The 23,735-nt window shown below is 73.6% G+C and carries 23 protein-coding genes; 10 read left to right on the forward strand and 13 right to left on the reverse strand.

Going from position 1 to position 23,735, the window contains the following annotated elements; genetic code table 11:
• Nucleotides 1-30 precede the first annotated feature (30 nt).
• Complete coding sequence (gene xylA, locus KGD83_RS27430; RefSeq protein ID WP_212641793.1) at nt 31-1,188, forward strand: xylose isomerase; 1,158 nt, start codon at nt 31-33, stop codon at nt 1,186-1,188.
• Between the two features lie 231 nt (nt 1,189-1,419).
• Entirely contained in the window at nt 1,420-1,986 is a 567-nt protein-coding gene (locus KGD83_RS27435; RefSeq protein WP_212641794.1) for a hemerythrin domain-containing protein, read from the forward strand.
• 324 nt (nt 1,987-2,310) lie between these two features.
• Here KGD83_RS27435 and KGD83_RS27440 read toward each other — a convergent pair whose 3' ends face one another.
• The 4 genes from KGD83_RS27440 to KGD83_RS27455 all read right to left on the reverse strand — a co-directional run bounded on the left by KGD83_RS27440 (nt 2,311) and on the right by KGD83_RS27455 (nt 5,221).
• Nucleotides 2,311-3,294, reverse strand: coding sequence for a LacI family DNA-binding transcriptional regulator (locus tag KGD83_RS27440; RefSeq protein WP_212641795.1), 984 nt, complete (start codon nt 3,292-3,294; stop codon nt 2,311-2,313).
• Between the two features lie 134 nt (nt 3,295-3,428).
• Complete coding sequence (locus KGD83_RS27445; protein WP_212641796.1) at nt 3,429-4,100, reverse strand: hypothetical protein; 672 nt, start codon at nt 4,098-4,100, stop codon at nt 3,429-3,431.
• 102 nt (nt 4,101-4,202) lie between these two features.
• Nucleotides 4,203-4,415 (reverse strand): DUF397 domain-containing protein, encoded by a 213-nt coding sequence (locus tag KGD83_RS27450; protein WP_212641797.1) that lies wholly within the window; start codon nt 4,413-4,415, stop codon nt 4,203-4,205.
• On the reverse strand, nt 4,415-5,221 hold the full coding sequence (locus KGD83_RS27455; RefSeq protein ID WP_249352047.1) for a helix-turn-helix domain-containing protein: 807 nt from the start codon (nt 5,219-5,221) through the stop codon (nt 4,415-4,417). Before KGD83_RS27455 ends, KGD83_RS27450 begins: the two co-directional genes overlap by 1 nt.
• Before the next feature lie 424 nt (nt 5,222-5,645).
• Here KGD83_RS27455 and KGD83_RS27460 point away from each other — a divergent pair, with 424 nt between their 5' ends.
• Together KGD83_RS27460 and KGD83_RS27465 are read left to right on the forward strand one after the other, a co-directional pair.
• Complete coding sequence (locus KGD83_RS27460; RefSeq protein WP_212641799.1) at nt 5,646-6,194, forward strand: ATP-binding protein; 549 nt, start codon at nt 5,646-5,648, stop codon at nt 6,192-6,194.
• Nucleotides 6,191-6,820: a hypothetical protein gene (locus KGD83_RS27465; RefSeq protein ID WP_212641800.1), complete on the forward strand. Its 630-nt coding sequence runs from the start codon at nt 6,191-6,193 to the stop codon at nt 6,818-6,820. Before KGD83_RS27460 ends, KGD83_RS27465 begins: the two co-directional genes overlap by 4 nt.
• Before the next feature lie 159 nt (nt 6,821-6,979).
• Here KGD83_RS27465 and KGD83_RS27470 read toward each other — a convergent pair whose 3' ends face one another.
• The gene (locus KGD83_RS27470) at nt 6,980-7,597 is read right to left on the reverse strand and encodes a DUF1707 SHOCT-like domain-containing protein (protein WP_212641801.1); all 618 of its coding nucleotides are present in this window, start codon (nt 7,595-7,597) and stop codon (nt 6,980-6,982) included.
• Nucleotides 7,598-7,925: 328 nt separating this feature from the next.
• Here KGD83_RS27470 and KGD83_RS27475 point away from each other — a divergent pair, with 328 nt between their 5' ends.
• A complete protein-coding gene (locus KGD83_RS27475; protein WP_212641802.1) occupies nt 7,926-8,294 on the forward strand; it encodes an MFS transporter in 369 nt (122 codons plus the stop codon).
• The gene (locus KGD83_RS27480) at nt 8,291-8,887 is read left to right on the forward strand and encodes a hypothetical protein (RefSeq protein ID WP_212641803.1); all 597 of its coding nucleotides are present in this window, start codon (nt 8,291-8,293) and stop codon (nt 8,885-8,887) included. Before KGD83_RS27475 ends, KGD83_RS27480 begins: the two co-directional genes overlap by 4 nt.
• Here the strand turns inward: KGD83_RS27480 and KGD83_RS27485 are convergent.
• On the reverse strand, nt 8,884-11,364 hold the full coding sequence (locus KGD83_RS27485; protein ID WP_212641804.1) for a PEP/pyruvate-binding domain-containing protein: 2,481 nt from the start codon (nt 11,362-11,364) through the stop codon (nt 8,884-8,886). The genes KGD83_RS27480 and KGD83_RS27485 overlap by 4 nt on opposite strands.
• A 184-nt stretch (nt 11,365-11,548) precedes the next feature.
• On the opposite strand from KGD83_RS27485, the gene KGD83_RS27490 reads away from it, so the two are divergent.
• Nucleotides 11,549-11,944, forward strand: a complete 396-nt coding sequence (locus KGD83_RS27490; RefSeq protein WP_212641805.1) for a hypothetical protein — start codon at nt 11,549-11,551, stop codon at nt 11,942-11,944.
• Between the two features lie 16 nt (nt 11,945-11,960).
• Nucleotides 11,961-12,620: a hypothetical protein gene (locus tag KGD83_RS27495; RefSeq protein WP_212641806.1), complete on the forward strand. Its 660-nt coding sequence runs from the start codon at nt 11,961-11,963 to the stop codon at nt 12,618-12,620.
• Between the two features lie 146 nt (nt 12,621-12,766).
• Here the strand turns inward: KGD83_RS27495 and KGD83_RS27500 are convergent, their stop codons facing one another.
• From KGD83_RS27500 to KGD83_RS27520, 5 genes are all read right to left on the reverse strand, one after another.
• Nucleotides 12,767-13,402: a class I SAM-dependent methyltransferase gene (locus KGD83_RS27500; RefSeq protein WP_212644634.1), complete on the reverse strand. Its 636-nt coding sequence runs from the start codon at nt 13,400-13,402 to the stop codon at nt 12,767-12,769.
• A 38-nt stretch (nt 13,403-13,440) separates the two neighbouring features.
• The gene (locus KGD83_RS27505) at nt 13,441-13,812 is read right to left on the reverse strand and encodes an STAS domain-containing protein (RefSeq protein WP_061079278.1); all 372 of its coding nucleotides are present in this window, start codon (nt 13,810-13,812) and stop codon (nt 13,441-13,443) included.
• Nucleotides 13,813-14,231: 419 nt separating this feature from the next.
• Nucleotides 14,232-15,392, reverse strand: coding sequence for a methylmalonyl Co-A mutase-associated GTPase MeaB (gene meaB / locus KGD83_RS27510; protein WP_212641807.1), 1,161 nt, complete (start codon nt 15,390-15,392; stop codon nt 14,232-14,234).
• Nucleotides 15,393-15,461: 69 nt separating this feature from the next.
• Nucleotides 15,462-17,678 carry a methylmalonyl-CoA mutase gene (scpA, locus tag KGD83_RS27515; RefSeq protein WP_212641808.1) on the reverse strand — a complete coding sequence of 739 codons (2,217 nt, stop codon included), beginning with the start codon at nt 17,676-17,678 and terminating at the stop codon, nt 15,462-15,464.
• Nucleotides 17,675-19,609 carry a methylmalonyl-CoA mutase family protein gene (locus KGD83_RS27520; RefSeq protein ID WP_212641809.1) on the reverse strand — a complete coding sequence of 645 codons (1,935 nt, stop codon included), beginning with the start codon at nt 19,607-19,609 and terminating at the stop codon, nt 17,675-17,677. The genes scpA and KGD83_RS27520 overlap by 4 nt, the downstream gene beginning before the upstream one ends.
• A gap of 792 nt (nt 19,610-20,401) precedes the next feature.
• Between KGD83_RS27520 and KGD83_RS27525 the strand changes: the two genes are divergently transcribed.
• The gene (locus KGD83_RS27525; protein WP_212641810.1) at nt 20,402-21,136 is read left to right on the forward strand and encodes a hypothetical protein; all 735 of its coding nucleotides are present in this window, start codon (nt 20,402-20,404) and stop codon (nt 21,134-21,136) included.
• 28 nt (nt 21,137-21,164) lie between these two features.
• Entirely contained in the window at nt 21,165-21,926 is a 762-nt protein-coding gene (locus KGD83_RS27530) for a DUF4184 family protein (protein ID WP_212641811.1), read from the forward strand.
• 145 nt (nt 21,927-22,071) lie between these two features.
• On the opposite strand, the gene KGD83_RS27535 is transcribed toward KGD83_RS27530, so the two are convergent.
• Both KGD83_RS27535 and KGD83_RS27540 read right to left on the reverse strand, forming a co-directional pair.
• Entirely contained in the window at nt 22,072-23,310 is a 1,239-nt protein-coding gene (locus KGD83_RS27535) for a sulfotransferase family protein (RefSeq protein ID WP_212641812.1), read from the reverse strand.
• A gap of 20 nt (nt 23,311-23,330) precedes the next feature.
• The gene (locus KGD83_RS27540; RefSeq protein WP_212641813.1) at nt 23,331-23,732 is read right to left on the reverse strand and encodes a spore-associated protein A; all 402 of its coding nucleotides are present in this window, start codon (nt 23,730-23,732) and stop codon (nt 23,331-23,333) included.
• Nucleotides 23,733-23,735 lie beyond the last annotated feature (3 nt).

A 23,735-nucleotide genomic window follows, 5' to 3' on the forward strand; every position in this document is an offset into this window, starting at 1 on the left:
GAGTCCTGCGCCTACCTCAGGAGACACGACATGAGCAGCTACCAGCCCGTGCCCGCGGACAGGTTCACCTTCGGTCTGTGGACCGTGGGGTGGCGCGGGGTGAACACCTTCGGCGACCCCGTCCGCCCTGTGCTCGACCCGGTGGACGCCGTGCGCCGCCTCGCCGACCTCGGCGCGCACGGGATCACCTTCCACGACGACGACCTCATCCCGCCCGGCAGCTCCGACACCGAGCGCGAGGACATCCTCAAGCGGTTCCGCGCGGCCCTGGACGAGACCGGGCTCAAGGTGCCGATGGCGACCACCAACCTGTTCTCGGACCCGGTGTTCCGCGACGGCGGGTTCACCTCCAACAGCCGCGACGTGCGCCGCCACGCCATCCGCAAGGTCATCCGCAACATCGAGCTGGCCGTGTCGCTGGGCGCGAAGACGTACGTGTGCTGGGGCGGCATGGACGGTGCCGAGACCGAGGCGGGCAAGGACGACCACGCCGCCCTGGACCGGCTGCGCGAGGCCTTCGACATCCTGTGCGGCTACGTGCGCGAGCAGGGCCACGACCTGCGCTTCGCCCTGGAGCCCAAGCCCAACGAGCCGCGCGGCGACATCCTGCTGCCCACGGTGGGCCACGCCCTGGCCTTCATCAACGAGCTGGAGCACCCCGAGATGGTGGGGGTCAACCCGGAGGTCGGCCACGAGCAGATGGCCGGGCTGAACTTCGCGCACGGCGTCGCGCAGGCCCTATGGGCGGGCAAGCTCTTCCACATCGACCTCAACGGCCAGCGCGGGATCAAGTACGACCAGGACCTGCGCTTCGGCTCGGGCGACGTCAAGGAGGCGTTCTTCCTGGTGGACCTGCTGGAGAGCGCGGGCTACGACGGCCCGCTGCACTTCGACTTCAAGACGCCGCGCACCGAGGACATGAGCGGCGTGTGGGAGTCGGCGGCGGCCTGCATGCGCAACTACCTCATCCTGAAGGAGAAGGCCAGGGCGTTCCGCGCCGACCCCGAGGTGGTGGAGGCGCTCGCGGCCTCGCGCGTGCCCGAGCTGTCCCAGTCCACGCTGGGCGAGGGCGAGTCCCTGTCCGACCTGCTGGCCGAGGAGATCGACCTGGCCGAGGTGGGCGCACGCGGCTACCACTTCGAGCGCCTGGACCAGCTCGCCATGGAGCACCTGTTCGGCCTGCGCTGACCCTCCGCTCCCGTATCCGGGCCGTGTTCCGCGCGAGGCGCGCGGGGCGCGGCCCCGGCTGTTTCCGGGATCGGCGCGGTGCGACGGCCGGTTCCGGGCGGGCGGGGTGGAGTCGGGGTCTGGCCGGATCCGGGCAGCAGCCGGGTCGGCGGCCGGTCGGCGCCGTGTCTGGGCAGCGGGGCCGTGGGTAGTGGCGGTGGTCGGAAGCACCCCACCGAAGCGGAGGCGAACATGGCCGAGGACGCCGTCACCCTGATCATGAAGGACCACCGGACCATGGAGGAGCTGTTCGACCGGCTCCAGTCCGAGCCCGACCAGCGGCCGCGCCTGCTGGAGGAGATCGAGGCGATCCTCACCGCGCACAGCCGCGCCGAGGAGGACGAGGTGTACCCGGCCGCCGCCGAGGCCGCCGGCGAGGGACCGGAGGTCCGGCACGGCACGGAGGAGCACCAGGAGGCCGAGGAGCTGCTCCGCAAGCTGAAGGAGTGCGACCCGAAGAGCAAGGAGTTCGACAAGCGCTGCGAGGAGTTCGTCGACGCGGTCAAGCACCACGTCGAGGAGGAGGAGAGCGACGTCCTGCCCGGCCTCAGGGAGGCCGTGAGCCAGAAGCGGGCCCAGGAGCTGGGCAGGGCGTTTTGGGAGCGGCGCGCCCGGGAGCTGGAGCGCTTCGACGTCAAGGGCAGGGTTCCCAGGCAGCGCGACCTCTACGAGGAGGCCAGGGAGCTGGACATCGAGAACCGCTCCAAGATGGACAAGGCGGAGCTGGCCGAGGCCGTGCAGAAGGCCCGGCGCGGCTGAGACCCTTCTTGGGTGCGCTCCCCGCTGGGCGCGAGACGTGAAACGGCCCCGCCGGGCAGTTTCCCGGCGGGGCCGTCACGTACACCGGAACGGTGCGGCGGTCGCCTCACGGCGCGGTGCACAACACGGCTCCTGCCGCCCTTGCGGGCGCGGTATTCCGTGAAGGCTTTGAGTGGAGCCCGGGGGACACTTTCTACCGCACCTTCCGGCACCCCGTACAACGGGAGGGCGGGGGCGGGTATTCCGCGACCCGGGGACACTTTTTCCGGTGTCCCCCGCCACATCCCCGGTCGGGCGCGGAGCGCGGCCGGGGGCCGAGCGCGGTCAGACCCGCGGGGCGGTGCTCTCCCGGGAGGTGAGCCGGGGTTCGAGCAGGGTCACCCCGGGGTTGCCCGGGCCGTCGATCTTGTCCATGAGCAGGCCGACAGCGCGGGCTCCGACCTCCTCGGCGGGCAGGTCCACCGAGGTCAGCGGCGGGCCGCCGGGCGGGACCGGGCCGATGGCGACCACGGACAGCCCGGGCGGGGTGCGGCCGTGCTCGGCGAAGGATTCGAGCAGCGGGCCGACCGAGGGCTCGTTGTGCACGATGAGGCCGGTGAGGCCGGGCCGCTCGCGGAGCAGGTCCTCCGCGAGGCCGTGCGCGGTGTCGGGGGAGCACGGGTGCAGGGTGGCGCGCACGCCGCGCTCGGCGGCGGCGCGCTCGAATCCGGTGGTGGTGCGCTCGGCGAACCCGGTGCGCCGTTCGTACACCGAGGGGGGCTGCCCGACGAAGGCGAGGTCGGTGTGGCCGAGGTCGGCCAGGTGGTGCACGCAGGCGGCCCCGGCGGCGGCGAAGTCGAGGTCCACGCAGGTCAGGCCCTCGGTGTCCTCGGGGACGCCGATGAGGACCGAGGGCAGGTCCAACTCGCGCAGGACGGGGACGCGGGCGTCGTCGGCCTCCACGTCCATGACGATGACGCCGTCCACCATGGCGCTGCCCGAGACCCGGCGCAGGCCGTCGGGGCCCTCGCCCTGGGTGAGCAGGAGGACGTCGTGGTCGTGCGCGCGGGCGGCGGTGACCACGGAGACGGCGAAGCGCATCGCGACGGGGACGTGCACGTCGCCGCGGAGCGGGATGACCAGGGCGATCACGTTGCTGCGGCGGCTGGCCAGGGAGCGGGCGCCCGCGTGCGGTTGGTAACCGAGTGCGTCGATGCTCTCCTTCACGCGCCGCCGGGTGGTCTCGGAGATCGACCGCTTGCCGCTGAGGACGTAGGAGACCGTGCTCGGCGACACGCCAGCGTGCCGGGCCACATCGGAGATCCGCACCGTGCCGTCCCGTCCGTTTTCGAACCGATTCGATGCGCTGTTACGCACCGTGTTTACCGGGTGTGGCGCCGATGGGCGCCGCCGGGCGAGGCGTGGTCACGGAGCGTGGGGGGTGAGGGAAGGGGGCGCCGTGGTCAGTCCTCGGTTCCGAGCGTACCGGAGGAGCCCGCGGCGGCGCGGTCGTAGGTCTCACGGAACTGGCGGACCCTGCGCTGGCGGCGCATCGTGAGCGGGACGAAGGTCGCGATCATGACCACCAGCAGTCCCGCCAGGAAGAGGTTGCCCGAAGCGAACGGGGTTCCGTTGGCGTACTGGAGCAGGGCGTTGGCGACGTTGGGCACGACGAGTACGCAGCCGAACAGCAGCATGAACTTCGGGGAGCGGGAGGTGTCGCTCTGGTCGGCGAGGATGCGCCCGAGCCGGTTGGTCTCGGGGTCCGTGTGGAGGGTGCCCCGCATGATCTGCCAGTGCGCGGCCCAGGCCTTGGCCGGGTCGGCGTCCACAGGTAGCGGTCTGTCCTTGACCATGCGGCGCATCATCCACGCGGTGCCGAAACCGGTGGCCGCGGAGACGACCACCGCCACGGCCAGGGTTCCTCCCGTGACGGCGACGATGGCGGGGGCGAAATCGGTCCCGATCATCAGAGGAACGAACAGCAGGGCTATGAAGGGGACGGCGAGGACGGCGACCAGCAGGGCCGTGCGGAGGCCGTACTGACGCGGGTTGTTCTGGGCGTAGATGGTCCAACGGCCCATGAGGGTACCGAACCGCCCGGGGGTACGGGGGATGCCGCGGTTCCTGTTCATACCGGCGAACTACCCCGGGGCGTGCCGCATACATGGGACCAACGACCCGAAGGGCGCACGGCGGGCCGGACGTCCCGGGGCAGCCCCTGGGGCCACAGGACTCTAGCTACGGCCGTCCTTCGCGGCACCCAGGAAGGCCTGCCACTCGCCACCGCCGAAGAAGAGCGCGCCCAGTTCACGGTGCTTGGTGTCCCGGACCCCGGTAATCGGGCCCTCCGCGACCTCCACACATTCACCTCGTTCAACGCTGTAACTGGAGGTGTGCCAGAGGGAGGCAGGCACCAACGTCGCCTCGGCGGCTTCGTGCTCAGTCATCAGGGCTTCTCCAGGTTGTCCGCTAGGTCGCGAATGAAGTCTTGCGTGTCGTCCAACGGCAGGGCAGCGGCCTGCATGTACTCGAATCCGTGTTCGTGGTTCGCGAGTTCGTCGCTGCCCTCGAAGAAGTGCCCGCTCGGAGGGACGTCAAGGTAGCCCACCCGGTCGGTTTCGCCGAGGTGCAGGAGAGTGTAGCCGCAGGACTGCGCCATGCCCTTGGACAGTAGCAGGACCTGAATGTCGATATTCGGGCGCTTGTCCAGCTCCATCAGGTGTTGGAACTGGGTCCGCATGACCTCAGGTCCACCGACGAGGCAGCGCAGCGCCGACTCGTCGATGACCGCCCAGATCCGGGGAGGGACGTCGCGGTCCAGGATGCTGGTGCAGCGCTCGATCCGGGCGGCGACGCGCTTCTGACGCTCCTTCGGGTCTGTCACGAATCCCCGAGCCATCAGGGCTTCGATGTAGTCCGGATGCTGGAGGAGACCCGGGACGATACCCATCGCGTACTGCTGGATTTTGGTGGCCTCGTTCTCCAGGCTGTAGAAGGCGTTGCCCGCCACGTCCTCGTGCTGGAACCACCAGGGCTTCTGCTTGCGGGCCGCCTTGGCGATCTCCACCAGCTCCTCGCGGAGTGCATCCGTTGAGCCGTACAGGCGGCAGAGCGCGGCGACAGCCTCCGTCGTCAGCCGGACGAACCGCCCGTTCTCGATTCTGTAGAGCTTGCTGGTGTCCCACCCCAACTCGTTGGCGACCTGCTCCTGAGACAACTTGGCCTGGGTCCTGAGTCGCTTGAGCTGACTCACCAGGTAGTGCCTGCGCACGGGGGAGCCCTGGGCCACGAAGGCCTCCTTCGTTCCGTCGTCGTCACAGTGGATGGCGGGGACAGCCCGATCATCTCACTGCACCAAAAAGGACATGCGCCAACAATGCAGGCCAGTTTTTATACAGGCCTTGTAACTTCTAAGGCTGGTCTCTAGCTTAGAGGACGAAGCGAGATTCCGGCGCGGCTCTTGGAAAAGGGGCGCCCACCTCGATAGACGCCTTGCCTGGCACGAGGCGGCGCAGGAGAAGAGCCTGGGATCTGGCCGGTCCACGGCGGGGTGACACTCACCGCCGGGGCGGCCGTCCGCCAAGGGGCGGCCACACGAAAACGGGCTCTGGGGGCGATAGCAGCGCCTCCAGAGCCCACATCGACAACCCGATTCATGCCTGAAGGAGCGTGCCGACATGACCATTGTGCCGCGTCCCCGCGCAGCCATCCACACGCCCGCCCCGCCCGTCGCCGGGCGGCGCTGGCCCTCCCGGATCTATCCCGGTCTCCTCGCCCAGGCCGCCTGGGTGCGTGAGGACCTGCGCTCCGACCTGTCCCGCCTTGAAGGGCTGTGCCCCGACCTGGCCGACACGATCGTGCTCTGCGCCAGCGAGATGTTCGCCAACGCCGCCGCCCACTCCCGTTCCGGCCAGGAGAACGGCCGGGTCATCCGGACCCTGTCCATGCCCACCGCCACCACCCTGCACCTGGGCATCACCGACGACGGCGTTCGGACCGAGAACCCTTCCCTCCCGCACATCCCGCACCAGCGCACCGCGTCCGGCTGGGAGGAGGCCGAACGCGGCCGTGGCCTGCTGCTCATCAACTCCCTGGCCGCCAGGTGGGGCACCCGTGCCGTGGTGGACTTCCCGTTCTGCGCGGGGTTGGGCACGGTCGTGTGGGCCGAGTTCACCCTCACCCCCACCGCTCCCGCCGGCGCCACCACCGCCGGAGCCGACAGGTGAGCGCCCCCGCCGTCAGCGGGCCCGGCACCGACCGCATCCGTCGGGTCCTGGACGCGCCCCGGGGACAGCGCTTCGTCCGCCCGGGTACCGCCAGCAACACCGGTCCCTCCGGTCGTCCCGACAGCCTCAACCGCTCCAGGAACACCGGCGAACCCAACGAACCCACCCGGGAACAGCGGCTCCTGGCGCAGATGGCGGGGAACCCCCGCGTGGCCTACCGCCAACGCCACGGCGAGCTGCCCACCTGGATGCACGTCCAAGCCGCCCGGTTGGCCGCACACGGCTCCCAGAAACCCCAGGGCTCTCAGAGCACTCCGGGCACGCCGGGCACTCGGGGCACCGAGGCCCCCGAAGGCCCGCGCAAACCCTCACCGCCACCGAAGCGCCCGCAGGCACCAGCGGTTCCGCCCCCGCGACCCGCCACCGACGACGGCCCACTCCAGCCCCGTCCGCAACACCCGGAACGCCCACCGCTGCCGCGCCGCCGATCCCAGCGCCCGCACAGCCACCGCAGACCCCGACGTCTCGGCTGGACCCGCACCGGCCCGGCCCGTCTGCTGGCCGCCTACACGCTCGCGACCAGCGCCGGAGCCCTGGCCCAGCACCTGGCCTCGGTTCTGCTGTAGCCGGGACCGGCCCGCACCCGAACCCCTCCAGGAGGCCGCGCCGGATCGGGGCACACGACGCGGACCGGTGGTGTGCGCTGACGGCTCCGGCTACGAGGAGCCCTCGGGCGGAGACCCCGCGTCGCCCGGGACCGATGTCGGAGGCCCCGGGCGGCGCGGCTAGTCCTGCTTCGGGTTGCTGTTCAGCTTGCGCCGTTCCCAGCGGTTGGGGTGGCGGATGACCACTCCGGCCATACCACCGTTCCCGGTGAGCCGGATCAACGGGGTCCCCGCGAGCCGGTCGGGGGTCGTCTTGTCCTTCAGGCCGCCGATGCCGGGGTCCAGGCCGCCGGTGTCCGCCCCCCAGCCGTCGGGGATGACGATCGTGACACCGGCGGCCTCCCCGTACGCCTCCACCACGACCTCCGTGAAGCGGCACTCGACCCGGCTGAAGTCGATCTTCACCCCCGCTATGCCCCCGTGGGCGATCACGTGCCCGGGCACCTCCCATCGCCCGGGGCCGAGGGACGCCCCGTGCATACCGCCCTTTACCACCAGCGGCGGCTGGCTTTCGGGGAGCTGCGGCTGCGGCAGGTCGGCGGTCAGGACGGCCAGTTCGGCGTGCGTCCTGGAATTCAGCGCCTGCTCCAGGCGCGTGTCCAGCTCGTCGAGGTCGATGCGCCCCTCGGCCGCAGCGTCGCGCAGTTGCTCCACCACCGCTTCCCGTTCGGCGTGGGAGGCGCGCAGGTCCGCGGTGGGAACGGTGCGCGCGGGGGGCTTCGGAGGCTGGGCGTTCATGGCCCAAGGATAGGAGCGGGCGAACCGGACTGTACATCTCGAAGGCCGGACCCGTCGTTGCCGTGGGTGCCGGTGCCCCCGGTCCGGGCACGGGTGGGCCGGGAGCAGTTCCGCCGAATCGGCTAGGCCGCGGCCCCGGGACTCCGGCCCGGCCTTGGCCGATATGCGCGCTTCGGGGCGCGGCCGGGGCGGGACGGGTGCGGGTTCCACGGGTCTGGCCACAAGCGGCCGTCGCCGCCTCGAACACCCCTCGGGCGGGTAGGTTCCCTCACGGCTCGGCGCGCACCGGGCCACGGCCCCGACGACTCCCCCACCGAAGAGGACCGCAGTGAACCTCCACCTGCCCTACCTGATCGGACCTCTCCTCCTTCTGCTGGTGGGCCTCTTCGCACTGGTCTGCTGCTTCGCGGCCGCGCCGGAACGCCGTGCGCTTACCGGGCTGGGCGCGGCGGCGCTGCTGGCCTCCTCCGTCCTGTCGCTGCTCGACCAGCTCTCCTCCCCCTGGGTGCGCGAACGGGTGGCGGATTCGGGGACCACCGCGCTGATCACGGGGGTGTCGCACCACCTGTCCGCGCTCCTCCTCGGCGCGGGCATGCTCCTGCTGGTCGTGGCCGCCGCCCGGAGGACGTCGCGGGCCGGGCCGCCACCTCCGTCGGCCTCCCCCTACGGCGGACCGCACGAGGAGGCCCGGCGATGACCGAACAGGGACCAGACCTGGTGCCGTTCCTCCTGAACCTGCTGACCGTGGTGCTCCCCCCGCTAATGGCGGGGGCCATCGCGCTGGCCCTCGCCGGGAGGGCACCCGGCGGTCGCGGCTTCGTACGCACCGGAGGCGGCCTGCTCGTGCTCCTCGGCGTCATCCAGGGGGCTCGGGAACTCTGGTTCCGGTTCCTCTTGCACCCGGCCCTGGTGGAGAACGGTGAGGTGCCGGTCCCGTTCCCGGTGCTGTTCGCCCTCGACATCGGGGTCCACGTGCTGCTCGCGGTGGCGCTCGTCCTACTGCTGTGCGCGGTGATCAGCTCCCGGGGACGGCGGCGCGCGCCCCGGGGAACCGTGCAGCGACGGCCGGAGCAGCGGCCGGAACCACGGGGCGGACGTCCGGGCGGCGCCCTGTACGACGACGGCCGGTCCTCCGCACACGCTTCGAACGCCCGCGCGGCAACGAGCGATCCCGGCCGTCATGGCGACGCCTTCGACGGCGGAGGCGTCCACAACGACGGCGGCGGAGGAGGAGCCGGAGGCGGTGACGGCGGCGGGGTCGACGGAGGCGGTGGCGGGGGCGGCTTCTAGCCCTCCACCGGTCTGGGCTGCTCCGGCCCCTCCCCGCCCTCGACGCGGACCGTGCCCGTGCTGCCGTCGACGGTGATCCTCTGCCCGTCCCGGATCTCCTCGGTCGCCCGGGGAACACAGATCACAGCGGGGATGCCGTACTCCCTGGCGACCGTCGGCCCGTGCGCGATGGTGGAGCCCGTCTCCACCACCAGCCCTCCGGCGGTCATGAACAGGGGCGTCCACCCGGGGTCCGTGCTCTGGGCCACCAGGATCTCCCCCGGGTCGAGCGTGGCACCCGCCGGGTCGTGGATCACCCTCGCCGTCCCGGTCACGGTCCCCGAGGAGGCGGGCACGCCGAGGAACTCCCCGTACCGCCCGGATCGCGGGGCGGGCAGCACGGCCTCCACGTCGGTTCCGTCGGACAGCAGGACCGGGGGCACCCGGCGGCGCTTGCGCTCACGCAGGTACTCGGCGCGGCGCTCGGCGACGAGCGCGCGCTGGTCCGCGTCCTCCACCAGGGCGCGCGCCTCCGGCAGACGGAGGAACATGATGTCGTCGGGCTCGTCCAGCCGCCCCGCCCCGACCATCTCCGCGCCGACGAGGAGGAGGTGCCGACGCGTCTCGGCGATAGCGAACAACCAGGAGAACTTGGGGTACTCCCGCATCCCGGCCAGGGCGCGCGCACGGTCGAGGGAGAACGACGCCAGACGCGCGCGGACCGGCCGGGAGGCGAGCGCCCTGCGGACCAGCGCGTCCCGCGTGCGTTCGGCCTCGGCGGCGGCCCGGGCGAACCTGCGGTCGGGCTCCTGCTCCGGATCGCTCACCCGCAGGTAGTTGGCGATCGCGGCGAACAGGGGTGCGGGGTCCTCCGACCACCGGGGCACGCCGACGTCGACCTCGGCGGCGCCGCGGTGCCCGTACCGCTCCAGGAAACCGTCGAGGCCGATGCTGGGGAGCGTCCCCGCCCGGTACCGGGCCGCCAGTTCCTCGGGCGGGGTGTCCCTGAACAGCTCGCCGTGCCCGCGGGCCCCGACCGCCAGCCGCCACAGCGCCAGGTCCATCTCCGTGGTGACGTTGTGCGGCATCCCGCCGAGGACGGCGGCCACCTCACCCGGTTCGGCGATCCCCCTGAGCAGCAGTTCGGGCGCCCTGGCGGAGAGGATCGCGACGCACAGGGGCCCCATCATCGGAATCATCCCCTCCTTCAGCGCCTCGTTCTGGAGGTCCGTCGCGTGCCGGAGCCGTCGCGCGGGGGTGAGTGCGTGCTCCGGAGCGCGGGTGGCCCGCTGCCGGAGCACCGCACCGGCCCTCAGGAAGCGGCGTCTGGCGTCTTCGGGGTCCACGAGCGCGGCGACCGCGTCCCCGAGGACCCTGCCGGTGAGCGGCAGCGCCCGCACGACGGCCCCGAACGCCCTGCCCAGGCTGATGCGGCCACCCGGGCGCGCGGCGAAGCGCGGGTCGTCCAGGAGGGAGCGGACGGCGGCCGCGGCCCGGGGTCCGTAGACGACCATGCTGCCCGGCAGCGCGCCGCGGATCCAACGGTTGCGCAGGTAGGGGGTGAGGTCCAGGTAGAACCTGCCCGCCACCGAGACCGCTGCCCCTCCTCCGCCGTCGGATCCGGTACCCCGGGAGCCGAGCCACGCTGAGGCGACGATTCCCAGCACGGACAGGCCCATCGGGGTGAACGGGCGGAGCATGCCCTGCATGTTGCCGACCTCGAAGTAGGCGCGGGGCCCGTCCTCGTGGGGGTCGGGCAGAGGGAAGAGGGTGGTGACCGGGCGGGACTGGAGGATCCAGGGGGTTCCGTCGCGGTCCAGGGCCCATTCGACGTCCTGCGGCGAGCCGAAGTGGCGCTGGAGCCGCTCCCCGGCGGCGTGCAGGACCGCCACCTCCTGCGGGGACAGGCATCCGTCCTCCGGCCCCTCGGTCCCGCCGTCCGCGCGCACGACGTAGTGGTCGGGCCGGACCGTGCCGTCGACCACCGCGGTCCCGAGGCCGGGAACGGCGTCCAGGACGGTCTCGCCCCGCGTGCCGGTGACCGGGTCTGCGGTGAACAGCACCCCCGCGGCCCGGGGCTCGACCATGCGCTGCACGACGACGGCCATGTGCACCCCGTCGTCGCCGATTCCCCGGTCGCGCCGGTAGGCGACGGCGCGGTCGGTCCACAGCGAGTCCCAGCACCGGCGGACGGCCGTGAGGAGGTCGTCGGCGCCCTCGACGTCGAGGTAGGTGTCCTGCTGTCCCGCGAAGGAGGCGTCAGGCAGGTCCTCCGCGGTCGCGCTGGACCGGACCGCCACCCGGCCGCCGCCGAGGGCCTCGTAGGCGGCGGTCACCTCCGCCTCCGGCAGCCTCCCTGAGCGGTGGGCCTCGGCGGTGACGCAGAAACCCGGCGGCACGCGTTCTCCGGCCGCGATCGCCCCGGCCAGCCCGGCGGCCTTGCCGCCGACCAGGTCGGTCCCCATCCCGTCGATCCGATCCAGTTCCACCACGAGCACGACGCCACCTCCGGCTGCTGTACCGCCGCTTCCCATGTTCCCCGCCGGAGGCGGGGACCGCCACAGCCGGAAGGGGTCTGTGGAAAACTCCCGCGGCGGGCCGGCCGTCCCGCTCCGCGTACGCGGACGGCGGCGCCCGGCGTGAGAGTCTGGATCCGCGCGTGACCCCGAGGAAAGGCCCCGGATGCAACTGATCTCCCCCCTCTACACCGTCTCCTCCGTCCTCTCCCTGCTGTTCGAGGCCCTCTACCTGCTGTTCGGCGTCGTCGTGCTGGCCCTCAGCGGCGTGGCGGCCTCCGACCGCAGGGGCCTCGTGGCGGCGGGCGGGGCCCTGATCGTGCTCGGCGCCCTCGGCGACCTGGCGGTCGAGATCTGGACCCTCACCCCCGTGTACGCGGGCGTGGACATCGCGGTGCACACCACGGTGGTCCCGGCCCTGCACCTGGTGTTCACGCTGTTCTTCGTCGGCGGCCTGCTCGCCCTGGTGCTGGCCGCGGCGAAGCGCCTCACGGCCCGGAACACCGCTCCGCCACCGCCGCCCGGCCCCCACCCCGGTCCGCGGCCCTTCCCGACCCGCTGACACGAGGAGCCCTCCGATGTCCTCCCTCCCCACGAACCTGGGCCCGCTCCTCTACCTCCTCGGCACCCTCACCCTCCTCGCGGTGGGGATCACCGCGTTCGTCCGCGCGAAGGGATCGCCCTTCCCCGGCGCCGTCCGGACCGCGGGGGCCCTGCTCACCGCCGCCGCGCTCGTCCAGGTCGCGAGCTCGGTGGTCTACTTCGTGGTCGGGGCCACGGGCTCGTCCTTCGAAGCGGTCATGACGGCCACCGGGCTGACGAACGTCATCGTGGAGCTCCTGTACGGGCTCACGGTCACCGGGGCGCTGGTCGTGCTCGCCGCGGCCCTGGTCCGTTCGAAGTCCGCCGATGCCCACGCCGCCGGTCCGGCCGCCCCGGGCCACCCGGCCGGTCACGCGTTCGCACCGCCCGCGCCCGGCCAGCCGTACGGGTACGGGCAGGCCTACCCGGCGCCGCCCGAGCACGACCGCCCCGGTTACGGGTACCCCCACCCCGGCGGCGGGGCCGCCGGACACCCGGGCCCGGAGGGCCACCAGCCCCCGTCCGGTGAACCCGGGGGCGGCACCGGGTGGGGTCCGGGCGACAGCGGAGGCTTCGGCGGGGGAGGCTCCTCCTCCGACGGCGGGGGAGGCTCCTCCTCCGTTGACGGCGGCGGTGGCGGTGGCGGCGGGGTCTGATCTCCGGCGGGCCGACCCCGCGCGGACCCGCTCCCAACGCTCAGCCCGGGCGGGCCGACCCGGGCGGACCGGCCCGCGCAGCGGCACGGCCAGCACCACCGGCACACGCGACCGACACGAAGCGGCCGACCCGACCTCGAACGGGGTCAGGCCGGTCGCGTGTAGACCAGCGAGTAGCGCCAGAACAGCAGCCGCCGCAGACGTGCGCCGGGCAGCACCTCACCGGCCTCCGCCGCGATCTCGCGCAGGCCCATCCCCGGGTCGCGCACCGGCATCTCGGCGGCGGGCCCCACGCCGTGCGGATTCGGCGTGCCGGTGAGGGCGCGGCCCAGCCGCAGGCCGAGCCCGACCGCCCACTGCGGGCCCAGCGCGGCCAGACCGGCCGCGACGTCGGCGGCGTCCCTCTCTGCGTACAGGCCGAGGACGGCCAGCGTGCCGCCGGGGGCGAGGGCGGCGGCCATCCGTTCGAGCGAGGGCCCGAACGGCATGTGGTGGATGCTGGCGATCGAGCTGACGAACCCGTACCCCCCGGGACGCGGCTCCGTCTGCGCCAGCGCGGCCACGCGGTAGTCGACCGGCAGGCGGGCGGGCGTGCGTTCACGGGCCGTGGAGATCATCCGCGGTTCGGGGTCGATCGCGTCGACGGCGATCCCGCGGGAGGCCAGGGCCCTGGCGAACCTACCGCCGCCGCACCCGACGTCGAGCGCTCGGGTGCAGTGCGGGGGCACGTGGCGGAGGAGGTGTTCGTGATAGTGGCTGTTGTGGTCCCAGGAGATGTCCACGGGACTCGGGGGAGGGACTGGGCTCATGCGCCCGGAGGCTATCCGGCCTGGCGCTTGGCCTCCAGTGCCTCCATGGCGGCGACGGCGGTGGCCACGGTCTGGTGGACCGGGACCTGGCGGTGCAGGCCGACCAGGCGGACGACCTTGGTGACGCGTTCGTTCAGAGCGGCCAGCGCCAGCGAGCCGCCCAGTTCGCGGACGGTCCTGTAGGCGTTGATGATGACGTTCAGACCGCTGGAGTCCATGAAGTCCAGACCGGACAGGTCCAGGATCAGCCAAGGACCGTGGTCCTCGACGGCGGACTGGATGTGTTCCTGGAGGTCGGCGGCGGTCGCGATGTCGAGTTCTCCCTCGATCGCGACGATGACGCTGCGGCTCTCCACCCGCGTGCTCAGCCCAAGCCTGTGCACGTTCACTCCTCCCGGCCCCACGTTGAGATGGTGAGGGGTCCCTTCGCTTAACCATACGCAGACCGGCGGACCACGCCCACCCGGACCGGCGCCACTCCCACAGAGCCGGTCCGACGTCAGGGGGGAGCGTATGGTACGTCCGCGAGCCTGGTAAGTCGTTGGACACACACGGTATAAGCGAACCGCCCGTTCGGGAATGGCATACCGGAAGAAATTTTCGCCTCCTGGGCACGAACTCGGCGGTGAGCGCCCGTTATATACCGTTGGCACCGGGATATTTCATGACATGGGATGCGCCATAGACACCCGGGCAGCGCTGCACGGCGGCGCCGCCGCCACCGGGCGTTCACCCGACGGACCGGACCCGCGCCCCGACCGGGGGAGGCGGACCGCGCCCCGGCCGCGCACCGCCGCCGCGTTCACCCGCCGGACGGACCCGGGCCCCCGGAAGGCTCCGCGCCGTGCTCCGGCCCCGCGCCGCCACCGCGTTCACCCGTCGGGTCCGCCCCCCGCACCGCGCCGCCTCCGGGTTCACCCTCCGGACGGGACCCGCGGTCCCGGCTGAAGGAGTCCAGCAGCGTGCGCGCGGCGAGGGTCGCCGTGGTCTCCCCCGACCGCACCCGCTCCTCCGTCCCCGGCAGGAGCGAGGCCACCCGGGGATCGCGCAGGAACGCGTCCATGAGCTGGTCGCGGACCTGGTCCCACATCCAGCTGACCCCCTGGCGGCTGCGGCGCTCGGCCAGCGCGCCGTCGCGCTCCAGCACCGCGCGGTGCCGGGTCACGGCGTCCCACACCTCGTCGAGCCCGTCGCCGGTCAGGCCGCTGCACGTGAGCACCGGCGGACGCCAGTCGGGGTGCACCGGCTGGAGCAGCCGCAGCGCCCGCGACAGCTCGCGGGCCGCCCTGCGCGCGTCGTCGGCGTGCGGCCCGTCGGCCTTGTTGACCGCGACCACGTCCACCAGCTCCAGCACGCCCTTCTTGATGCCCTGGAGCTGGTCCCCCGTGCGGGCCAGCGTGAGGAAGCAGAAGCAGTCCACCATGGCGGCGACCGCGACCTCGGACTGGCCGACGCCCACCGTCTCCACCAGGACCACGTCGAACCCGGCCGCCTCCATGAGCAGCATGGTCTCCCGCGTGGCCCGGGCGACGCCGCCCAGGGTCCCCGCCGTGGGCGAGGGCCGGATGAACGCGTCGGGGTCCACCGCCAGGTGCTCCATCCGGGTCTTGTCGCCCAGGATGCTGCCGCCGGTGCGAGTGGAGGAGGGGTCCACCGCCAGCACCGCCACCCGGTGCCCGGCCTTGGTCAGCCGGGTGCCCAGCGCGTCGACGAACGTGGACTTGCCGACGCCGGGGACCCCGGTGATACCCACCCTCCGGGCCCCGCCGGTGTGCGGCAGCAGCCGCACGAGCAGCTCCTGCGCGGGGCGCGCGTGGTCCGGGCGGCGGGACTCCACGAGGGTGATCGCCCGCGCCAGGGTGGGCCGGTGCCCGGCCAGGACCCCCTCGGCGAGGGCGTCCACGTCCACCCGACGGCGCCGCCCCGAACGCCGCGCGCCCGGCACGGAACCCTGCTCCGCCACGCCTGCCTCCCTCTTCCCGGTCCCGGCGCCGCCTCCCGGCCCGGAGGTCGGCGCCCCTTTCGCCCTGCCCTAGCCCAGCCGTTCGTCCAGCTGGTCGAGCAGGTCGACGGCGGCCTCGGCGATGACCGTTCCCGGCGGGAAGATCGCCGACGCGCCCGCCTCCCGCAGCGGCGCGAAGTCCGCCGGGGGGATGACCCCGCCCACCACGATCATGATGTCCCCGCGGTCCAGCCGGGCCAGCTCCTCGCGCAGCGCGGGCACCAGGGTCAGGTGCCCCGCGGCCAGGGAGGACACCCCGACCACGTGCACGTCGGCCTCCACGGCCTGCGCGGCGACCTCCGCCGGGGTCTGGAACAGCGGGCCGACGTCCACGTCGAAGCCCAGGTCGGCGAAGGCGGTCGCGATGACCTTCTGGCCCCGGTCGTGGCCGTCCTGGCCCATCTTGGCGACCAGGATGCGGGGGCGGCGGCCCTCGTCCTCGGTGAACTCCTCCACCCGGCGGGTCACGCGCTCCATGAGGTCGGCCGCGTCGGCGCTGCCCGCCGCCTCGTCCCTGTACACACCCTGAATCGTACGGATCTGCCCGGAGTGGCGGCCGAAGACCCTCTCCATGGCGTCGGAGATCTCGCCCACGGTGGCCTTGGCGCGGGCCGCGTCGACCGCCGCCGCCAGGAGGTTGCCGGTCAGGGCCTCGTCCGCCCGGGACCCGCCCCCGGCGGCCGCGGTGAGCGCGTCGAGCGCGGCGCGCACCCGGTCCTCGTCGCGCTCCTCGCGCAGGCGGCGCAGCTTCTCCAGCTGCTGGGCGCGCACCCGGGAGTTGTCGACCTTGAGGACCTCGATCTCGTCCGCGCCGTCGGGGCGGTACTTGTTGACGCCGATCACCGGCTGGCGGCCCGAGTCGATGCGCGCCTGGGTGCGGGCGGCGGCCTCCTCGATGCGCATCTTGGGCAGCCCCGCGTCGATCGCGGCGGCCATGCCGCCCGCCTTCTCGACCTCCCGGATGTGCTCCCAGGCCCTGGCCGCCAGCTCCTGGGTGAGGCGCTCCACGTAGTAGCTGCCGCCCCAGGGGTCCACGACGCGGGTGGTGCCCGACTCCTGCTGGAGCAGCAGCTGGGTGTTGCGGGCGATGCGCGCGGAGAAGTCGGTGGGCAGGGCCAGCGCCTCGTCCAGGGCGTTGGTGTGCAGCGACTGGGTGTGGCCCTGGGTGGCGGCCATCGCCTCCACGCACGTGCGGGCCACGTTGTTGAACACGTCCTGGGCGGTGAGCGACCACCCCGAGGTCTGGGAGTGGGTGCGCAGGCTCAGCGACTTGTCCCCGGTCGCGCCCAGGTCCCTGACCAGGCGCGCCCAGAGCAGGCGGGCGGCGCGGAGCTTGGCGACCTCCATGAAGAAGTTCATGCCGATCGCCCAGAAGAACGACAGGCGCGGCGCGAACACGTCCACGTCCAGCCCGGAGCGCTGCCCGGCGCGGATGTACTCCACGCCGTCGGCCAGGGTGTAGGCCAGCTCCAGGTCGGCCGTGGCCCCGGCCTCCTGCATGTGGTAGCCGGAGATGGAGATGGAGTTGAAGCGCGGCATCCGCTGCGAGGTGTAGGCGAAGATGTCGGAGATGATCCGCATCGACGGCTTCGGCGGGTAGATGTAGGTGTTGCGGACCATGAACTCCTTGAGGATGTCGTTCTGGATGGTCCCCGACAGCTTCTCCGGAGCTACGCCCTGCTCCTCGGCGGCCACGATGTAGAGCGCCAGGACCGGCAGCACCGCGCCGTTCATGGTCATGGACACGCTCATCCTGTCCAGCGGGATCCCGTCGAACAGCTGGCGCATGTCGTAGATGGAGTCGATGGCCACGCCCGCCATGCCGACGTCGCCCGCCACCCGGGGGTGGTCGGAGTCGTAGCCGCGGTGGGTGGCCAGGTCGAAGGCGACCGACAGGCCCTTCTGCCCGGCGGCCAGGTTGCGCCGGTAGAAGGCGTTGGACTCCTCGGCGGTGGAGAACCCGGCGTACTGGCGGATGGTCCACGGCTGGTTGACGTACATGGTCGGGTAGGGCCCGCGCAGGTAGGGCGGGATGCCGGGCAGCCCGTCCACGAAGTCCAGGCCCGCGCGGTCGGCGGGGGTGTACAGCGGCTTGACGCCGATGCCCTCGGGGGTCTCCCACTCCAGGGCGTCGGCGGCCTTGCCGGTCCCGGCCTCCAGCGCTGTGTGCCAGGCGGCGTGTCCGGAGGCGGTGTCGCCCTGGAAGGCGGGGAGCCGCGGCGGGACGTCGGAGAAGTCGGGGATCATGCGTGCGCCCCCTCGGCAGTGGCGGACGGTGCCGGCGGGTCGGCGAGCAGGACGTCGACCAGGTCGGTGAGGAGGGCGACGGCGTCGCACCCCCGGTGGGCGAAGGCGTCGACCCCGGCCTCGCGGTAGGAGTCGTCGGGCGCGCCCGCGAGCAGGATCCGGAGGGCCCCCGCGCGCCTGAGCGCCCGCGCGGCGTCCCCGGCCTGCTCGGCGTAGACCGCGTCGGAGGAGCAGAGCACCGCGACGCGGCTGCCCGAGGCGGCGAAGGCCTCCGCGACGGCGGCGGCGCCGTCGAGCGGGCCGGGATCGTGTGAGGCGACGCCGCCCGCGGCGAGCAGGTTGGCCGCGAAGGACGCGCGGGCCGTGTGCGCGGCGACCGGTCCCAGCGTGGCCAGGAAGGCGGTGGGCCGCCGTCCGGTGTCGCCCGCGCGGGCGTCGCTGCGGTCGCGCAGGGCCTCGTAGTCCTCGGCGTAGCGGCGCACCGGGAAGCCGCCGGGGACCGGGGCCGGCGGCCGCGAGGGGTCGGCGGGCCGCACCAGCGGGACCTCGTCGGCGTTGGGGAACTCGCTGACGCCGGTGAGCGGGGAGCGCCGGTGGGCGAGGTCGAGGCGGCGGCGCGTCCACACCGCGTCCACGCGCTCGCGCAGCAGGCCGTGCTCGACGGCCTCGGCGGCCCCGCCCGCGGCCTCCAGTTCCCGGAAGAACGCCCAGCCCGCCCGGTACAGGTCGCGGGTGAGCGCCTCGACGTAGAAGGAGCCCCCGGCGGGGTCGATGACCCGCGCCAGGTGGGACTCCTCGATGAGCAGGGACTGGGTGTTGCGGGCGATGCGGCGGGCGAAGTCGTCGGGCAGGCCCACCGCGGAGTCGAAGGGGGCGGCGGTGACCGCGTCGGCTCCCCCGACCCCGGCGGCGAAGCAGGCCACGGTCGTGCGCAGCATGTTCACGTGGGGGTCGCGCCGGGTCGTCATCGCCTCGGAGGCGGCGGCGTGCAGGCGCATGGCGCGCTGGTCGGCGGGCACCCCGCTGGCGTCGAGGACCTGGTCCCACATGGCGCGGACGGCGCGCAGCTTGGCGATGACGGCGAACTGGTCGGCGTTCGCGGCCAGGCGGAACTCGATGCGCCGTGCGGCGTCGGGCAGGTCCATCCCGGCGGCGTGCAGGGCGCGCAGGTAGGCGGTTCCCGAGGCGACGGCGAAGCCGAGTTCCTGGGCGTCGGAGCCGCCCGCGTTGTGCACGAGGCGGCCGTCGGCGACGAACAGCCCCAGGCCGGGGCGCCCGCGGGCCAGCTCCGCGGCCAGGCGGGCGGGGTCCATGACGTCGGGGCGCTCGCCCGCCAGGGCCGCGGTGCCGAGGGGGTCGATGCCCAGGTGGGAGGTGATCCGGCCGTCGGGGACGCCCGCGTCGGAGTGGGCGTCGAGCAGCGCGGTGGCGGCGTCGGCGTGATCGGCCCCTGCGTCCAGGACCACGGGCGCGAGGTCGAGGTAGACGTCGCTGAGGGCCTGGCCGAGCGCGGAGACGGGCAGGCCTGCGCCGCCGACGGCGATCCACAGCGAGCTGACGCCGTTCATGAGGTCGGCGTGCAGGCGCCGCCGCAGGACGGCCGGGTCGGCGTCGGTGTGGCGGGCGCGGATGTCCCAGCCCTCGGGGACCGACCCGCCGGGCCGGTGGCCCCGGGTGAAGGGGGGCAGCCCCGGGAAGCCGGGGTCGGCGGCCGGGGGGTCGGATGTGTAGAGGGGCTCGATGTCGAACCCGTCGTAGGTGTGCGTGGCCAGTACCGACTCGGGTGTGTCGGTGAGCCGGTCCTCGGGGACACCGCTCTTGCGCAGCACCCCCGCCACGAGTTCGCGCCACCGCTGGTGTGTGGCGGCGGGGAACCCGTCGGCCGGGTTGGGGGCGCCGGATCCGGCGGCCCCGCTCTCAGGGACGTCCATATAGTGGATGGTAGGGAATCGCGTTCGGTCGCGCCGCCCCGGGGTGTGGGGCGCGGCACACCGCGTGTCGGACCGGCCCGCCGGAGGAAGCGCCGGGCCCTCCCCTCGCCGCCGCGGCCTCTCCCCCGGGGCGTGCGGCGCGGTGTGTCCCTCCCGAGGGCGCGAGGCGAGCCCTCCCGGGGGCGGGCCGGACGCGCGTGGGCGGGCCTTCGCTCCGCCGGTGACGGTGCGCGCGCGAACCGCTCCCCCGCGTCGTCCGACGGCCAGGGAGGCCCCGTCCGCGGGCGCCGTACGGCGCCCGGCCCCGCCCTCGCCGGTTCCGTTCCGGCCCCGACCGCGTGCGCTGCCCCGGACGACACGACCGGGGAGACCGCGGAGTCCGCCGTCGGCTGCGACGAGCACGGCGGGCACGCGATCGGAAGGGTGCGGGCGGTCCACTCGGAGGCGCCTCCCGGCGGGCCGCCCGCGGGTGGTCCCGCTGAGGCACCCGGGCCCGGGCGGCCGGGATCGGCCCGCCGGGGCCCGGGAACGCGGCGCACGCGCACGGCCGCGAGTGGGTGCGCGCCTCCGTGCCTGCTCACAGCGGGAGCGGCAGCCTCGGGAGCTTCAGCGCCTCAGGAATCCCGCTCTTCACCGAAGTGTCACCACACGCGTTCTTTCAGTGAAGTGGAACACACTCCTGGTATTCGGTGAACCGACGGAGGGTGACGGGAGTCGGATTGGCGGGCCACCCCATGCTTTTCACGGTCCACGGCATCCCCCCAACCCCCATCAAGGACGAAAAGGACAGAGATGCCCTTCTTCCCCCCTCACGGCCGCTTCGCCCTCACCCCGGCGGTCTCCCTCTCGCTCGTGTTCGCCCTGTCCGCCTGTGGCGGCGGGGAGGACACCGCGGAGGCCTCGGCGCCCTCGGAAGAGGCCGTCGAGGAGACCACCGCCGCGGAGGGCACTCCGCCGGAGGCGTTGTCCCAGGAGGAGCTCGCCGGGCTCCTCGTCGAAGCCCCCGTTCCCGTCTCCAGACCCCAGGTGGACGAGTCCGCCCTGCCAGCCGAGCCCGAGTCCTCCGCGTCGGTGTCGGAGCGGGCGGCCTGGGCCCTGCTGACGGAGGTGACCCGCAAGGCCTCCCGCGTCGATCCGGGCGCCGCCGCCGCGTGTCCCGAGCAGATGACGGAACCCGTCGAACCGGGCCTGAGCTGCACCCTCACCTACGGCGGCCTGGACATGCAGTTCCCGGTCATGTCCGGGGACGGCGGCGCCGCCTTCCGGTTCGAGTACCCGGAGCTGCCCACCGTGCGCGAGGTCGTCGAGGACACCATCCGCTTCGACCACGGCGTAGAGGCGGTGTACTGCGACATGGACGACGTCGTGGCCGTCGAGCCGGGCGCGGAGCGGGCCCCCTACCTCTGCTACGCCCGGGACGGAGGGCTCGCGGGGTCGGACTCCCCGGAGGACACGGTCTCCCCCTACGAGGTCTTCGTGCTCATCGGGGGGACCCTGGCCACCTACCAGTACCTGGACGCGGAGTAGCGGCCGGGCCCGTCAGGGGGAGGACGAGGTGCCCTTCACCCCCAGCCATGTGGCGGCGGTCCTGCCCCTGGCGCGCACCGGGCTGCCGCCCGCGGCCCTGGTCGTCGGGTCGGTGGCGCCGGACCTGCCGTACTACCTGCCGCTGCCCGTGGCCGCGGCGACCACGCACGGCCCCGCCGGGCTGTGGCTGGACGTGCTGCTCGGCGGCGCCGTGCTGGCGCTGTACGCGTACGTGCTCCGGCCGCCGCTGCACGCGCTGGCCGGAGGGTCCACGGCACCGCGCGTCCGGGCTCCCCGGTCGGCGCGGGGGGCGACGCGGGTCGCCGCGCTGACCTCCGCGGCGCTGGCGGTGGGCTCGGTCACGCACATGGCCTGGGACTCCTTCACCCAGACGGGCGGGGCCCTGGTGCGGGCCTGGCCGCTGCTGAGCACCCCGGTGGCGGGCCCGCACCTGCTCTACAACGTGCTGATGTACGCGAGTTCGGCGGGCGGCCTGGCCGTCCTGGCCCGGTGGGTGCACCGCGAGCGCGCCCGCCGCGCGGGCACCGGGAGCGCGGGCCGGGAAGCGGGTGAGCGCTCCGGGCCCGTCCCCGGTGGCCGCGTGCGCGTCCTGGCCGTGTGCGCGGTGGCGGGCGCCGTGGCGGGCGGTCTGTCCGACCGCGCGCAGGTGAGCGGCTACGACCTCGTGCGGTGCCTGCTCGTCGGGGCGGTCACCGGCGGCGGGCTGGGCCTGGCCGCGTGGACGGCGGTCTGGTGGTCGCGGCGGCCACTGCGCCGCACGGCGCGCTGACACAGCGCCTTCGCGGTGACCGTCCGGACGGTCGCCGCGAAGGCGCGGACGCGGACCCCGCTCGGACCGGGCGGTGCGAGCCCGGCTCGCACCGGCCGCACGCCACGGCGTGGGCCGGATCCGGCCGGGCGCGCACCGCGGTTCCTCAGTCCCCGCCCCCTCGGGCGCGGGCCGCCCCGGCGCCGGTCAGGTCCGGACCGAACGCCGCGTGCACCTCCTCGGCGGTGAGGCCGTAGTACTCCGGGCTGTACTGGTGGCCGCCCGGGTTCGTGCGCCGGTCCGCCCGCGTGTAGGCGAGCGTGCGGGCCCGGGTTTCGGAGTCGAAGTCCTCGCCGAGGCTGCTCCAGACGCGTTCGGCCGCCCCGAGCGGATCGGACGTCAGCTCGCCGTAGGGCAGGTCCAGGAAGCGCTCCGGGCCGTGCTCGCGGCGCACGCGACGGGCCCGCTGGGCGCCCGCCGCCCAGATCTCCAGCCATTCGCGGCCGATCCAGTGCGGGTCCACGTCGCTGTTGTGGATGTGCATCGAGGCCTCGGTCAGGCTGGCCCACGACGCCATGGCCCGCACCGGGTCGCGGTCGGTCATGACGACCACCGCGTCGGGGAAGACGTTGAGCAGGGCGTCGAGGTTGAACAGGTGCAGGGGCGACTTGAGCACCCAGCGCCGCGCGGGACGCTTCCACTGCAACGCCTGGAACTGCTGCTTGAGGTAGGCGTAGTCGGGGGTGGCGTCGCGCCCCTCGACCCAGGCGCGGTAGTCCGGGGAGGCGGCGCGGACGTGGAAGAACATCCCGTGCGGCAGGAGGAAGACGCACTCCTCGGGTTCGAGCGGGTGCATGGGGTGGATGGTCTGGAACCCCGGCCCCATGGCGTCCATGCCCCGGACCAGCCTCCGCGCCAGCGCGAGGCGCTCGCGCCTGCTCACGGTGCGCTCGCCGGGCCTGCCCGTGTCGGGGACCGGACTCAGCATCTCCCACAGCCGCGGAGCGCGGGCCCGGACGTGCTGGGCCAGGAGCCCGTGGCCGAACGTCGTGCCCGTTCTGGGCAGTCCGGTGATGAACACCGGCCGCTCGACGGGCTGGGCCGCGATCTCCGGGTTGGCGTCGAGCAGGTGGAGCATGCGCAGGCGCGTCTCCAGCCGCCGCCGGACCTCGCCCCGCAGGCCGATCCGGCCGATGGGGGTGACGCCGGGCACCGCCTGCCAGGCGTCGTGGAGCACGCGCATGTCCGAGAGGAAGGGTTCGTCGGAGGGCCAGGGGAGCCCGCTGCTGGCGGAGGCCTCCGCCAGCATGGCGTCGAAGGCGCCCTCGTCGGCCCCCAGGCTCTGGTCGAAGGGTTTGAGCAGGGTGTTGACCGGGTTCATCCACCACGGGTGGTGCACGTTCACAAGCGCCCTCTCCTGTTGTGTCAGCCGCAGTTGGTGCCGTTGCGCAGGACCCACTCGTCGCCGACCGCGCCGCCCCAGTCCACGCAGTGGCCGGCGGCGTCGGCGTAGACCGGGCCCGCGTACTCCGTCCAGTCGCCCGGGTCGGTGTCCCAGGACGTGGAGTCGCTGCGTTTGAGGGCCGCGTCCATGTTGACGGCGCTGCCCGGGTCGGTCCGCACCACGACGACGCAGTTGCGGCCGTTGGAGTTGTTGTAGGTGAGGAAGACGGTGCCTCCGTTGACGGAGGCCTCGTTGACCACCCCGTATCCGCTCCCGCACTGGCCCCCGTAGGAGGCGGCGGTGGCGGGCGCGGGGGCGGCCACCGCCATGGTCAGTGCCAGGCCCGCCACGGCGGCGGCCCCGCGTACGAGGGTCTTCGGCATGTC

It is taken from the genome of Nocardiopsis akebiae (genome assembly GCF_018316795.1).
GTDB lineage: Bacteria > Actinomycetota > Actinomycetes > Streptosporangiales > Streptosporangiaceae > Nocardiopsis > Nocardiopsis dassonvillei.

Bases quoted from the DNA above. Each gene is read 5' to 3' on its own strand.
- KGD83_RS27540 (WP_212641813.1), bottom strand. From the start codon at position 23,732: ATGCCGAAGACCCTCGTACGCGGGGCCGCCGCCGTGGCGGGCCTGGCA.
- KGD83_RS27525 (WP_212641810.1), top strand. From the start codon at position 20,402: ATGCCCTTCTTCCCCCCTCACGGCCGCTTCGCCCTCACCCCGGCGGTC.
- KGD83_RS27480 (WP_212641803.1), top strand. From the start codon at position 8,291: ATGACCGAACAGGGACCAGACCTGGTGCCGTTCCTCCTGAACCTGCTG.
- KGD83_RS27445 (WP_212641796.1), bottom strand. From the start codon at position 4,100: ATGAACAGGAACCGCGGCATCCCCCGTACCCCCGGGCGGTTCGGTACC.
- KGD83_RS27520 (WP_212641809.1), bottom strand. From the start codon at position 19,609: ATGGACGTCCCTGAGAGCGGGGCCGCCGGATCCGGCGCCCCCAACCCG.
- KGD83_RS27470 (WP_212641801.1), bottom strand. From the start codon at position 7,597: ATGAACGCCCAGCCTCCGAAGCCCCCCGCGCGCACCGTTCCCACCGCG.
- KGD83_RS27450 (WP_212641797.1), bottom strand. From the start codon at position 4,415: ATGACTGAGCACGAAGCCGCCGAGGCGACGTTGGTGCCTGCCTCCCTC.
- KGD83_RS27490 (WP_212641805.1), top strand. From the start codon at position 11,549: ATGCAACTGATCTCCCCCCTCTACACCGTCTCCTCCGTCCTCTCCCTG.
- KGD83_RS27435 (WP_212641794.1), top strand. From the start codon at position 1,420: ATGGCCGAGGACGCCGTCACCCTGATCATGAAGGACCACCGGACCATG.
- xylA (WP_212641793.1), top strand. From the start codon at position 31: ATGAGCAGCTACCAGCCCGTGCCCGCGGACAGGTTCACCTTCGGTCTG.
- scpA (WP_212641808.1), bottom strand. From the start codon at position 17,678: ATGATCCCCGACTTCTCCGACGTCCCGCCGCGGCTCCCCGCCTTCCAG.
- KGD83_RS27495 (WP_212641806.1), top strand. From the start codon at position 11,961: ATGTCCTCCCTCCCCACGAACCTGGGCCCGCTCCTCTACCTCCTCGGC.
- KGD83_RS27460 (WP_212641799.1), top strand. From the start codon at position 5,646: ATGACCATTGTGCCGCGTCCCCGCGCAGCCATCCACACGCCCGCCCCG.